The organism is Reinekea thalattae, assembly GCF_008041945.1.
GTDB lineage: Bacteria > Pseudomonadota > Gammaproteobacteria > Pseudomonadales > Natronospirillaceae > Reinekea > Reinekea thalattae.
This window is the reverse complement of record NZ_VKAD01000001.1, coordinates 446,653-460,442: the sequence shown is the minus strand read 5'-3', so window position 1 is coordinate 460,442 and position 13,790 is coordinate 446,653. Positions and strand designations below refer to the sequence as shown.

The window sequence follows — 13,790 nt, the reverse complement described above, 5'->3', positions numbered from 1 at the left end:
TGCTTTAATTAAATAACCGATCTAATTAAATAGCCGCTATTATTTAACAACCCCTGTCAGTTAAAGCGCGGCTAAAACAAACAATAGCGTTGTGCTAATGGCAATTCTGTTGCTGGCTCACAGCTGATCAACTGACCGTCTGCGCGCACCTCATAGGTTTGCGGATCGACACTGACATCGGGCATCCAGCTGTTATGAATCATGTCGGTTTTGGCGATATCGCGAGTATTACCACAGGCAATAAGTTGACGATCTAAACCGAGCTTTTCAGCTAATTTATTATTCAGTGCTGCCCGAGAAACAAAAGTCACCGATGTCGCCGCCGCAGCCTTACCTAAAGCACCAAACATTTCTCGGTAATGCACCGGCTGAGGTGTGGGAATGGAAGCATTTGGGTCTCCCATCGGCGCCGCGGCGATCATGCCACCCTTAAGAATCAAACTCGGCTTAATGCCAAAAAATGCTGGCTTCCATAAAACTAAGTCTGCCAATTTACCGGCTTCAATCGAGCCAACCTCATGCGCAATACCATGAGCGATTGCTGGGTTGATCGTGTACTTGGCTACATAGCGTTTAGCGCGAAAATTATCTGCCCCAATCTCTATGTCTTCACTCAATAATCCCATCTGAGTTTTCATTTTATGTGCCGTTTGCCAAGTCCGCGTTACCACTTCACCAACTCGCCCCATTGCTTGTGAGTCCGATGCGATCATGCTGAACGCGCCGAGATCATGAAATAAATCTTCTGCGGCAATGGTTTCCTTACGAATTCTCGAATCGGCAAAGGCAACATCTTCAGCGATATTTGAATCCAAATGGTGACACACCATCAGCATATCGAGATGCTCATCCACGGTGTTGTGCGTGTAAGGCCGTGTTGGATTAGTCGAGCTTGGCAGCACATTTGGCAAGGCACAGGCGCGAATAATATCGGGCGCATGACCACCGCCTGCACCTTCAGTGTGATAAGTATGAATGACCCGATCTTTAAACGCCGCGATGGTGTCATCAACAAAACCCGACTCGTTCAAGGTGTCGGTATGAATTGCTATTTGAACGTCGTATTTATCTGCCACCGTTAAACAGTTATCGATCGAAGCCGGTGTTGTGCCCCAATCTTCATGCAGTTTTAATCCCATGGCGCCAGCTTCGAGCTGCTCTTCTAAAGCCTCTGGTAAGCTGCCATTACCCTTGCCTAAAAAGCCAAAATTCATCGGCATGCTGTCAGTTGCTTGCAGCATCTTGCCGATGTACCAAGGTCCCGGCGTGCAAGTAGTGGCATTGGTTCCTGTTGCTGGCCCAGTACCTCCGCCAATCATCGTAGTAACGCCAGACATCAACGCCTCTTCTACTTGCTGCGGGCAAATATAGTGAATGTGTGCATCGATTCCGCCTGCGGTTAAAATCGAACCTTCACCTGCGATCACTTCGGTACTGGGGCCAATAATTAAATCAACCTTATCTTGAATATCAGGGTTTCCTGCTTTGCCTATGCCGGCAATACGGCCTTCTTTGACGCCGACATCGGCTTTAACAATGCCCCAATGATCTAAAATTAACGCATTGGTAATGACCAGATCCATAGTTTCACGGGATGTCCGTTGAGATTGCCCCTGGCCATCGCGGATAACTTTACCGCCACCAAACTTCACTTCATCGCCGTACAGGGTGAAGTCTTTTTCTACCTGAATCCACAGTTCAGTATCGGCGAGTCGAAGCCGGTCGCCTGTGGTTGGCCCAAACATTTGAGCATAAGCATTACGGTCCATTGTTTTAGTCATTATCTGCCTCCGTTGCCAACGGCCCCATCACTTCACCGCGAAAACCATAAATTGTTTTTGTGCCCGCGTACTCGACTAATTCAACTTCGCGACCTTGTCCCGGTTCAAATCGAATGGCAGTGCCTGATGCAATATTCAGCCGATAACCAAGGCTTGGCTGGCGCTCAAACTTCAACGCTGGATTGGTTTCAAAAAAGTGATAATGCGAGCCAATTTGAATGGGCCGATCGCCAGTATTTTCGACATAAAGCCGGTAGGTTTTTCTGCCTTCATTTAGCACGATGTCGCCTTGAGCAACCTGTATTTCACCTGGAATCATAGCTAACCCCATTTTTATCATCGGTTAAAAAATATCTTTCTGTTTAAGTAAAAACCCACTCAACAGATGGGTTCGTGAACCGTTACCAATTTGGTTCCATCTGGGAAAGTCGCCTCAACCTGCACTTCATGAATTAAATCTGCAACACCTTCCATGACTTGGTCTGCCGACAATAGCTGCTTGCCATAAGACATGAGCTCGGCGACGGTTTTACCATCGCGTGCGCCTTCAATAATTTCCATGCTGAGGTAAGCCATGGCTTCTGGATAATTCAATTTCAAACCACGATTCAAGCGTCGCTCGGCTAGCAACGCTGCGGTAAAAATAAGTAACTTGTCTTTCTCCCTCGGTAACAGTTCCATAGCTTCTCTCTTATCTTGAATAGGTTAAAAATAATTCCAGCTTGCTAAGCCTGCCTGACTGATGTGTGCTTTTTATCAGATCTTTTAATTGCTTAATTCTTTTAGTTAATAAACTCTTTTAGTTAATAAGTTTTTAGTTAACCAAAGCTTTTGATTCATCGGTTGAAATAATTCAAATGTTTGCAACAATTTAAATAGTTTAGGTGTTCCATATTCTTGGCTCACAAATGGGTCGATTCAGTAACGCCGGGCGAATATAGGACCAACAACAAACAAAGCGCTGACGAATTAAATCACTGCGTTTAGACAATGCTCTAATCACTAAAAATTCACCCACATAGGTAATGCCTAAGGGTTCATCACAATCGGTAAATTGCTCGCGCAAGTGATGCAATAATTCTTCTGGCTCTGTTGTAAAAGGCCCCGCTATTAAAACGCCCTGATTTTGATAACCGGCAAAGCCAGCTGCACTTTCTAAGATGTTTCGATTAACGTCATTAACCTGCATTCGCTCTTGTAACAGTAAGCGCTGCTTTCGATATATTTTTATGTTTTGGCTAATGCTGCCTTGGTCAAAGGTTTTTTGGTTCGCCGGTAAACCAAGGCTGAGCACATCCCAAAAAATAACATGGGCGTTTTCTTCTAAGTGAATGCAGTTGCTGGCTGAGGCGTTGGCATCTGGAAACACGATGGCTTCCATCGGCAACCACTCAATAGAACTTGCGCTGGCTAAATTTAAAGTCACCTGCTGACGCTGTAAGCGCTGATCAGGCCTTGATTTATACAGCCGTCCAGCGCCCGGCGTTGTAATTAGTGCGTGCGCTTGGTGTTCAACATTGATGTCGATACTCAAGCAATCACCGGAGACCAAGCCGCCAGGAGGATGAAGCAAGTAGACGTGCGGCGCCTCAACCCCTTCTGGGTAAAAAGGTTTTTGAACGTAAAGCGGCCCTTGGTGCTGCTTTTCTACTAAACGAACCCCTCGTTGCGTTTGAGCAAAACGCAACATCAGGTTAGCGTGCCATGCTTGGCTATCTGGCTCTTTATTCTCTAACCTTCTGCTGCCTAGTTCTTTGTTATCTGACTGTTTATTTGCCTGCCTCTCTGGCGCATTAAGTTCCACCTGATCAGTCAGCAATGCTTGCTGCAATAGATTCATCATTAGACGGCCAAGTATTGGCGAATTAACTGATCATTAAGGTTTTCCATTCGATCAGCCGCGACAATGCTGCCCTTTTCCATAAGACGAAACTCCTTACCTACTCTGCGTGCAAAGCCTAATTTTTGTTCAATTAGGATGACCGTTAATCCATCCTGCTCATTCAGCTTTAAAATAACGTCGCCAATTTGGCTGACGATATTCGGCTGAATGCCTTCATTAGGTTCATCTAAAATCAGCACTCTCGGGTCCGTCACCAAAGCACGACCAATCGCCAATTGTTGTTGTTGCCCACCAGAAAGATCTCCACCGCGACGGTTGAGCATTTCTTTTAACACCGGAAACAGCTGATAAACCTTTTCTGGAATGGTTTTTAAACCGTCGTTACGCGCCTGTAAGCCGAGCCGTAAGTTTTCTTCAACGGTTAATAATGGAAAAATTTCACGCCCCTGTGGCACGTAACCAATACCCGCAGGTGCACGAAACTCTGCACTGCGGTTTTGCAAGGCTTTGCCCTGAAACTCAATCTCGCCACTCGTGGTTGGTAATAAACCCATAATCGCCTTCAGCAGCGTTGTCTTACCAACGCCATTACGCCCCATAATGCAGGTGCAAGAACCTTCGGCTATATCGAGGTTTAGGTCCCACAAAATCTGAGTACCACCATAGTGTTGGTTCAAATTTTTAATACGAATCATAAAGCTGCCTCCGAACCTTCTGCGTGCTCTTCACCGAGATAAACTTCGATCACCTCTTTATTTTTTTGAATATCATCCATACTGCCTTCGGCTAAAACTGAGCCCTGATGCAATACAGTAACGGTGCGAGCAATAGAGCGTACAAATTCCATATCATGTTCAACCACGACAACCGTATGTTCACCTGCCAGCTTATTTAATAGCTCGGCAGTTTTTTCGGTTTCTTCTGCGGTCATTCCCGCGACGGGTTCATCAACTAACAGCAACCTGCAATCGGAAGCTAGCAACATACCAATTTCAAGCCACTGCTTTTGACCATGAGACAAAGCACCTGCGGCAAGTTGGCGCTGTTCTGTAAGACCAATGGTCTCTAGCACCTGTGCAATTCGTTTATCTTGCTGATGACTTAGCCGAGCAAATAAAGTTGGCAAAACCGACTTATTGGTTTTTAACGACAATTCCAAATTGTCAAAAACTGAAAGCTCTTCAAACACTGTCGGCTTTTGAAATTTTCGACCAATACCTAATCGCGCAATCGCGGCTTCATCGTAGCCTAAAAGATCGTGATTTTGACCAAACCAAACCGAACCGGAATCCGGTTTTGTTTTACCTGTGACAATATCCATCAGCGTGGTTTTTCCGGCACCGTTTGCACCAATCAAACAGCGCAGCTCACCTTCTTTGATATAAAGGTTGAGCTGGTTAATGGCTTTAAAGCCATCAAAACTGACGTTTAAATCCTCGATATAAAGCGCGATATTTTTATCTAGATTGACATCAACCTGCTTAGGTAACATTACCGACCAAACTTGATCGCGCCGAAACAGCTCTCGGAAGTCATTTAACCATTTCATGATTTCACCTCCTTAACAGCGGCTGGCGATGGCAATAATTTTTTGCGTATTGAACCTGCTAAACCGAACAGACCTTTTGGCAAAAAAAGTGTCACAACAACAAACAAAGCGCCTAAGGCAAATAACCACGCCTCTGGAAATATTGCCGTTAACCGTGTTTTGGCATAATTGACTAACAACGCACCCAGTACGGCACCCACTAAAGTGCCACGCCCGCCAATGGCAACCCAAATAACAATTTCGATGGAATTAATGGGTGTAAATTCACCGGGATTAATAATGCCAATTTGCGGCACATAGAGGACTCCGGCAATCGCGGCGATAACGGCAGAATAGACAAACAGCCAAACCTTATAGCGCTCGGTTCGATAACCTAAAAACCGAGCTCGGCTTTCACTGTCTCGCACTGCGACAATGACTTTGCCGAATCGCGATTTCATAATGGCATGACTTAATATCAGCAATAACGACAGCAGCAAGGATGTAATAGCGAGCAGCACCACTCGAGTCGTATCGCTTTGCAAACTAAAGCCTAAAATATCTTTAAAATCCGTTAGGCCATTATTTCCACCAAAGCCCATTTCATTTCGGAAAAACGCCAACATTAAGGCATAGGTGAGCGCTTGCGTCATAATCGATAAGTACACACCCGTGACACGTGAGCGGAATGCTAACCAACCGAAAACAAACGCCAGCAACGCAGGCACCAGCAACGCCATTAACATAGCAAAGCCAAAGTGATCGAAGCCAAACCAATACCATGGCAAAGACTCCCAATTTAAAAACACCATAAAGTCCGGCAGTAAGGCATTACCATAAACGCCGCGATCTCCAATTTGGCGCATCAAATACATGCCCATGCCATAACCACCTAAGGCAAAAAACGCCGCGTGACCTAGACTTAAAATTCCGCAATAACCCCACACCACATCCACTGCTAATGCCAGCATGGCGTAGCACAGATACTTACCTAACAACGTAATGCTGTAGGTAGAAACGTGCAGCACAGAGCCTTCTGGAAACACTAAATTACCTAAGGCAGCAAACAGCGTCACGACAAATAACAAGGCCACAAACGGCACAATCACCGCGCCAGGTTCGCCTGAGCGTTTAAAGTTAAAAATACTGGAAAATAGCTTCATTCAGCCGCCCTCCCTTTTTGTGGAAACAGGCCTTTAGGGCGTTTTTGAATAAATAGAATAATAAACACCAACACCAAAATGCTGGACAGCACTGCGCCAACCATCGGTTCAAATAATTTATTGGCAATACCCAGCGTGAAGGCAGCAACCAGAGTGCCGAATAAATTACCAACGCCACCAAAAACCACCACCATAAAGGAGTCGATAATGTAGCTTTGGCCTAAGTTAGGGCCAACATTGGTTAACTGACTCAAGGCAACACCTGCAATTCCGGCAATGCCAGAACCGAGACCAAAGGTTAGAGCGTCGACCCGAGCGGTTTTTATCCCCAGTGCGCGAGCCATATTTCGATTTTGCGAAACCGCCCGTACATTTAAGCCAAGCGATGTTTTTCTTAAAATTACGAGCAAGGCAGCAAAGACGATGAGCGCAAAAAAGAAAATATAAAGACGGTTTAAGGTAATAAACAAAACCGGATTAATTTCAACCGAACCACTCATCCAGCTAGGCGTATTGACCTGTCGATTGAGTGGAGAAAATATGCTTCTTACCAACTGTTGCAAAATAAGGCTAATACCAAAGGTTGCTAATAGCGTTTCTAACGGTCGGCCATGCAAAAATTGAATAACGCCTCGTTCAATCACAATGCCAACTAACGCAGAAACGGTAAATGCCAGCGGTATCGCAACAATAATGGACTGATCAATGTGATTGGGCATCAGTAGTTGAACCACGTAAGTGGTGTAAGCACCGAGCATAATCATTTCGCCATGGGCCATATTAATAACACCCATTACGCCAAAGGTAATGGCTAAGCCAATTGAGGCTAACAACAAAATAGAGCCCAAACTTAAGCCAAAAAATACTGTGTCGAGTTTGTTATAAAAGCCTATTTTTGCTTCGATTGTTTGTAACGCTTGCGTTGCCGCGGCTGCAACCTTTGGCACCTCTGTTTGATTAGCGATAGTGACCAGCATATTTCTGACTGCAGGTTCTAGGCTTTTCGCCAATCGGTTAATCGCTGCGATACGTTGCTGCTCATTTTTGTTGAACTGAGCATCGTTCATATCAATCAGTAAATCCATTGCCGACTGAACCGCCTTGTTAGTCTCTTGGCTACGCAGTTCAACAACGGTTGCAAAGGTTGTTTTATCAACTTTTTTATATAACGACTCAACAGCCTCTTTGCGCACGGTGTCATCTTTAGCTGTTAGTTGAATACGCGCAATACTGGCTCTTAAATAGGTACGTAACGCGTTATTGACTCGGATTTTTTTTGCATCGGAGCGATCAATAGCCCGTACTTCGGCGCTATAGAAGTCTTTAATTTGTTCAACACCATCGACCTTCTCTAATACCAACAAGGAGTGATCAGATGTATCAAAGTAAAGGTTGCCTGCCAACATGGTCTCAAATAAATGCAGGTTCGTTTCATCATCGGTCTGTACTATTTTTTCAAGCACTGACTTGGTTTTACTGAGCGTTACGTTGGTTAATTCATGGTGTAATTCTGCAATGGTTTGCGAATAAGAAAAACTAGAAAAGACGAACAGTAAAAAACCGAATAATAATTTTAGACTGTTACTTAGTAGGTAATGACAGCGGTATCGATTCATAAACTCACCCAATCCGAAATGTAAATCAAGGTGGCAACCGACCTGTTAAGCCTGAACACTCAATAGGCTAAGTTAGGAGACTCTGCTATAAAAATAATCAAAAACTTAAACAGAGTCGGTTGCCATTCGTTTAGGCGGACTAGTAATTTTGTCCAGAACAAACACCTGTTTCGGTGTTGTAGTTACCGCACTTGATTGGGGCTGTCCAATCGGCAATCAGTTTCGCTGACTCAGGTAAGAAGTCTGACCATGCATCGCCTGCTACTTCGCCGTCTGTTTCCCAAACCACTTCAAACTGGCCGTCGTCTTGGATTTCACCAATTAAAACAGGCTTAGTTAAGTGATGGTTTGCACCCATGGTTGCAGTACCGCCGGTTAGGTTTGGTACGCTCAGGCCAATGATCGCTTGCTCAACTGCATCAACATCGGTGGTGCCAGCTTTTTCTACGGCATTTACCCAAAGATTGAAACCGATGTAAGTCGCTTCCATTGGGTCATTGGTGACACGATCTTCACCAGCAAAGGCTTTCCATTTTTTGATAAAGGCAGTATTGGCGTCACTTTCTACTGACTGGAAGTAGTTCCATGCCGCTAAGTGACCGACTAAAGGCGCGGTATCGAAACCAGACAACTCTTCTTCACCCACTGAGAATGCCACTACTGGAATGTCTTCAGCAGAAACACCCTGGTTGCCTAACTCTTTATAGAATGGCACGTTTGCATCGCCATTAATGGTAGAAACAACCGCTGTTTTTTTGCCTTCGCTACCAAATTTTTTGATATCGGCAATGATCGACTGCCAATCGGAATGACCAAATGGCGTATAGTTGATCATGATGTCTTCTTTCGCTACGCCCTTAGACTCAAGGTAAGCTTCTAAAATTTTATTGGTGGTACGAGGGTAAACATAGTCGGTACCGGCCAATACCCAGCGCTCAACTTCAAGGTCATTCATCAGGTAATCTACCGCTGGAATCGCCTGTTGGTTTGGCGCAGCGCCGGTATAGAAAACATTTTTAGAACTCTCTTCGCCTTCGTACTGTACTGGGTAGAACATCAATCCATTTAGCTCTTCAAGAACCGGCAATACCGATTTTCGAGAAACCGATGTCCAGCTACCAAAGATAACATCGACCTTTTCTTGAGTGATTAACTCGCGCCCTTTTTCGGCAAAAAGAGGCCAGTTGGATGCAGGGTCAACAACAACTGCTTCAAGTTGCTTGCCCAATAAACCACCCTTTTTATTTTGCTCTTCGATCATCATCAGAACGGTGTCTTTCAATGTCGTTTCTGAGATAGCCATGGTGCCAGAAAGTGAATGCAGCACACCCACTTTGATTGTGTCTGCAGCGTATGCTGTCGCAGCGATAGTCGCAGAGACGGCAAAGGCTGCACCTGTTAGTACAGTTTTAAGTTTCATGGAAGTTCCTCGTAGCGTTTTGGATGATCCAGTATTGAACTGGCTATGCAGCATTATGCGATCCGAGGAATGTAAGACTATGGGGCGAATCCCCTAACGAGATACGTTAATTGACGTATAGACAAAAACTTAATTTAGATTTAAAGCAATGCGTTCTCTTGGGCAAATATTTTGAGTGCAATGCCTGCGGCGCTAGTGCGATTATCGACATTTAATTTAACGTAGATCTGCTCTAGGTGTTTGTTCACGGTGCGAGGACTCATCGATAATATTTCAGCGATTTCGCGATTTGCCTTACCATTGGCCAGCCAATATAAAACTTCCGATTCTCGCTCAGTAATCTCTAACTGGTTGCGTAATAGCTCTGATCCGGTTGGCCGTTCACCGTCAATTAACCGCAATACCCATTCGCTTTCGTGATCAAACATTAGCCGAACCGCTAATCGATAGTCGGGGTTTTCAAGCTGGAGCTGGTAACCCACATTGGGTTTATTGGCGAGCCATTGCGCCAATTGCTGAGAAAACAATTGCCAACTCTGCTCACTCCTTAAACCCGCTTTACTCAAGAGCGTATAGGCCTGAGGCGTTGACCAAAGTTGTTCACCCTGACTATTTACTGCCATCATCATTTGGCCGTTCTGATCCAATGCAGAATAAGCTGCTCGGGTTAGGCTCGCGTTAGTCAGATGCACCTTGATACGAGCGATCAATTCATCCGGTTTGACTGGTTTGGTTAGGTAGTCGACACCGCCCGCCTCTAAGCCTTTGACAATGTCTTTGGTATCGGTCAGGCCGGTCATAAAAATAACAGGAATGGCGGCTAATGCTTTATCTGACTTTAATTGTCGGCAAGTTTCAAAACCATCCATTTGCGGCATTAATGCATCGAGCAAAATGATGTCGGGCTTCATTTTTTTAACAATGCTGATGGCTTGCTTGCCCTCTAAGGCAACTAAAACATCGATACCTGAGGCTTCAAGGGCATCGTGTACAAAAGACAATGCATCCGGCGAATCGTCGACGACTAATGCGAGCTTGCCAGTTAATTCAATAGACATCTAAATAACCTCAATATCCTCTTTGATCCGATTAAATTGCATCGACTCAGCATGATCGCTCAGACGTGCAAATTGCTCTTCTGATATTAACGCCTTAGTCCTTAAGGTTTTAAGTGCTTCTAAAATCCCTCTTTTAAAGCCGATCTCAGACGCACTGATCAGCTCGGCAAGTTCCGGACTATCGACGATCTGTATAGGCCGCCGACTATGCTTAGCCTGTAGGTTTGAAAGTGATTTGGCCGTGGTCTGCCAACTAATATTCAAATGAAAACTAATGGCATCCAATAAGGCTTGGTTACGTATCGGCTTAATCAAATAATCGGAATAGCCGTATTGTTTTTTAAAGTTTTCTGGCGGAACCTGTGCATTCGCCGACAACATTAAAATCGGTTGTGACACGCGTTGCAACCTTAATTCTTTGGCCAGTTCAAATCCATTCATGCCAGGCATTGAGACATCGATAATAAATAAATCACTGCTTAGCTGATCCAATCGGTTTAAACAATCACGTCCGTTTTCGGCACAGTGAATATCAAAGCCTAAAGGCTGCAATAGATCGGTGAGCATTTCACGAACATAAGTATCATCATCGATAATAAAAATACTTTTCTTATCAGCCTGATAACCAACGATAGATTCTTGATTATCCAGCTCATGAATATCCCCCTGAACCCAAGGCAACATCAAAGAAACTTTAAATTCGCTGCCTTTGTTGAGTTCCGATTTAAGCTGCAAATCACCGCCCATCACTTCAACCAGCAGCTTAACAATGGTCAAGCCTAAGCCTGTGCCAGACACCGACTTGCTATCGTCCCGTTGAATACGCTCAAAGGGTGAAAATATGCGCTCATGCTGGTCGGCAGGAATACCACAGCCAGTATCACGGACAATAAACTCCGCCACTTGAGTTCGATAGCGAATTTCAAAATCAACTGCGCCTTTATCAGTGTATTTAATCGCATTTGATAATAGGTTGATCAGCACTTGGCGTAAGCGCTTTTCATCGGTTTTCACCCAACCAGGCAAGACATCCTGCACATTAAGATTAAACGGCAGCCCCTTGGCTGCGGCTTTCATATGAAACATTTCAGAAATTTGATACACCAATTCTGGGAAATTAACCACCGTTTGATGCAGTTCTAGCTTACCCGCTTCAATCTTAGAAACGTCTAACAAGCCTTCTATTAGATCGGACAAATATTGACCGCCACGATGTATAGAATCCAAACTTTTTTGGTGAGTCGAGGGTGTATCTTGTCGTTCTTTAAGTAATTGGGTATAGCCTAAAATAGATTGCAGCGGCGTGCGTAATTCATGGCTAATACCAGAAAGATAACGGCTTTTTGCTGCACTGGCATTTTCTGCTAACTCTTTAGCATTTTGTAGCGCGGCATCGGTTAGTTCGTGTGCCTGTATTTCTTGCATCAGCTTTTTGGTTTGTTGGTTCGACTCCTGTTGCGCATTTTTTCGTGATTCGTGCGCTAATAAAAATAACCAAATCACCACACCGTTGATAATCATTAAGATAAAAAACAGTGTTAATAGACCGTTTTCTAAATAGGGTAATTCGCGCTGGCTTTGCAGTGTCATGTGTTGATAAACCAAAGAAAGCAGTGCCGCCATTGCCGCATTAACCACGATAAACCAGGCAAAAAACCGCCCTGTCCAACCGAGCAATAGGTTACGAATGTAGCGCGGAACAATCACCAGTAATGGTGTAAAACCGGAAGAGGTATCTTTGCACTGATCTAAACAGCGTGAATCCAAAGAGCAACAAAGAGAACAAATATGGCTTTGATAGGCTGGGCAAAACAGCATATCTTCTTTCTCAAAGGTATTTTCACAAACACCACATTGGCAACTCGGCTGAGAAAGATCTTCAGGCTGTCGCGCTAAGTAATACTTACCTTTCGTTAGCCATGCCAGTAAAGGCACCATGACAAAACAAACGATGATGGTGGCAAAGTGCCCCAGCGTTCGAACTGGCTCGCCAAACCAGCCCATATAAAAAGCAAAGCCAACAAAAGCAGCGACAAACATCGAAACAAAACCAACGGGGTTAATATCGAATAAATAACCTCGGCGAAACTCAATATGTTTAGGGCTTAGACCTAAAGGCTTGTTAATTAATAAATCCGCCGAAACACAACACAACCAGCTGACCGCTACAAAAGCAAATACACTTAAAATAGACTCTAAAACCTTATGTACGCCCAACTCCATGAGCAGTAAGGCAAGCATAACGTTAAACACTAACCAAACGACTCTGCCCGGGTGCGTATGGGTCAATCGAGAAAAAAAGTTCGACCAAGCAATAGAGCCTGCATAAGCATTGGTCAGGTTAATTTTCATTTGCGAAATAATCACCATAACCGCAGCAAGAATTAACGCAATCCGTTCAGAATAAACAAAGTATTCAAACACTCGCTGGTACATTTTTGTTGGATCACCAGCCTCAAGAATCGGCACACCTTTCATCAACGCCGAATGCGCTAAAAAGGAACCCAATAACATTTTTGCAACACCAATAAATACCCAACCCGGCCCAGCCAGCACTAACCAAAACCACCATTGTCTTTTATTTTTTTCGGTTTTTTCTGGCATAAATCGCAAGTAATCGACCTGCTCACCAATCTGTGCAATAAGGGCAAATAACACCGACGACGCAGCACCGAAATACAGCCAATTAAAGCGATGTGCATCCGGTAAATGTTCGGGCGTATAGCTTGCCCAGCTGTTAAATTCTCGCCAATCAAATACCAGCACCACAACTAGGGCTGCCAGCTGTAGTGCTAACCATAATGCCTGAGTGCCGACTTGAAATTTACTGATAGCAGTAATGCCACGCATCACAATAGGTATAACGACTAAGGCGCAAATGACATAGGCTAACGACATAGGAATGCCAAATAGGAAGTGCAAGGCCGAACTTAAAATCGATGCTTCGATGGCAAAAAAGATAAAGGTGAAAGTGGCATAAATCAGCGAGGTAATGGTTGAACCTAAATAGCCAAAGCCAGCACCGCGAGTGAGTAAATCAATATCCAAACCATATTTGGCCGAATAACGACTGATAGGAAAGCCAGTAATAAAAAAGATAATCGCCACAGCAAGGATAGCAGCAACGGCATTCACAGTACCGTAGCCAAAGGTTACCGCCGCGGCCAAACTCTCCAGCGCTAAAAAAGCGGTTGCGCCTAATGCTGTGGTACCCACCACTCGGATACTCATATGGCGGGCTTTACGCGCGGTAAAACGGAGCGCGAAATCTTCTAAGGTTTGATCCGCAACCCACTGGTTATACTGTCTGCCGACCCGATGAATGCTGTTTTTAGCCTCTTGGGCTGACGGTTTTTCTAGCTTTGGATTCATACGCCCCCA

11 protein-coding genes are annotated in these 13,790 nt (G+C 44.6%); all 11 read right to left on the bottom strand.

Translation table 11 applies throughout. From position 1 onward, the window contains the following. Positions 1–71 precede the first annotated feature (71 nt). The 11 genes from ureC to FME95_RS02080 all read right to left on the bottom strand — a co-directional run bounded on the left by ureC (position 72) and on the right by FME95_RS02080 (position 13,781). Positions 72–1,781, bottom strand: coding sequence for an urease subunit alpha (gene ureC / locus FME95_RS02130; RefSeq protein WP_147712724.1), 1,710 nt, complete (start codon positions 1,779–1,781; stop codon positions 72–74). Continuing rightward, positions 1,774–2,100 carry an urease subunit beta gene (locus FME95_RS02125; protein WP_147712722.1) on the bottom strand — a complete coding sequence of 109 codons (327 nt, stop codon included), beginning with the start codon at positions 2,098–2,100 and terminating at the stop codon, positions 1,774–1,776. The genes ureC and FME95_RS02125 overlap by 8 nt, the downstream gene beginning before the upstream one ends. A gap of 59 nt (positions 2,101–2,159) precedes the next feature. Then, the gene (locus FME95_RS02120) at positions 2,160–2,462 is read right to left on the bottom strand and encodes an urease subunit gamma (protein WP_147712720.1); all 303 of its coding nucleotides are present in this window, start codon (positions 2,460–2,462) and stop codon (positions 2,160–2,162) included. 199 nt (positions 2,463–2,661) lie between these two features. Then, positions 2,662–3,624, bottom strand: coding sequence for an urease accessory protein UreD (locus FME95_RS02115; RefSeq protein WP_246109308.1), 963 nt, complete (start codon positions 3,622–3,624; stop codon positions 2,662–2,664). After that, positions 3,624–4,319, bottom strand: a complete 696-nt coding sequence (gene urtE, locus FME95_RS02110; protein WP_147712718.1) for an urea ABC transporter ATP-binding subunit UrtE — start codon at positions 4,317–4,319, stop codon at positions 3,624–3,626. Before urtE ends, FME95_RS02115 begins: the two co-directional genes overlap by 1 nt. Further along, positions 4,316–5,173, bottom strand: coding sequence for an urea ABC transporter ATP-binding protein UrtD (urtD, locus tag FME95_RS02105; protein ID WP_147712716.1), 858 nt, complete (start codon positions 5,171–5,173; stop codon positions 4,316–4,318). Before urtD ends, urtE begins: the two co-directional genes overlap by 4 nt. Continuing rightward, on the bottom strand, positions 5,170–6,315 hold the full coding sequence (gene urtC / locus FME95_RS02100) for an urea ABC transporter permease subunit UrtC (RefSeq protein WP_147712714.1): 1,146 nt from the start codon (positions 6,313–6,315) through the stop codon (positions 5,170–5,172). Before urtC ends, urtD begins: the two co-directional genes overlap by 4 nt. Beyond that, a complete protein-coding gene (gene urtB, locus FME95_RS02095; protein ID WP_147712712.1) occupies positions 6,312–7,931 on the bottom strand; it encodes an urea ABC transporter permease subunit UrtB in 1,620 nt (539 codons plus the stop codon). The genes urtC and urtB overlap by 4 nt, the downstream gene beginning before the upstream one ends. 139 nt (positions 7,932–8,070) lie before the next feature. After that, the gene (urtA, locus tag FME95_RS02090; protein ID WP_147712710.1) at positions 8,071–9,351 is read right to left on the bottom strand and encodes an urea ABC transporter substrate-binding protein; all 1,281 of its coding nucleotides are present in this window, start codon (positions 9,349–9,351) and stop codon (positions 8,071–8,073) included. Between the two features lie 140 nt (positions 9,352–9,491). After that, a complete protein-coding gene (locus FME95_RS02085; RefSeq protein ID WP_147712708.1) occupies positions 9,492–10,409 on the bottom strand; it encodes a response regulator transcription factor in 918 nt (305 codons plus the stop codon). Beyond that, positions 10,410–13,781, bottom strand: a complete 3,372-nt coding sequence (locus FME95_RS02080) for a hybrid sensor histidine kinase/response regulator (protein ID WP_147712706.1) — start codon at positions 13,779–13,781, stop codon at positions 10,410–10,412. Positions 13,782–13,790: the final 9 nt, after the last annotated feature.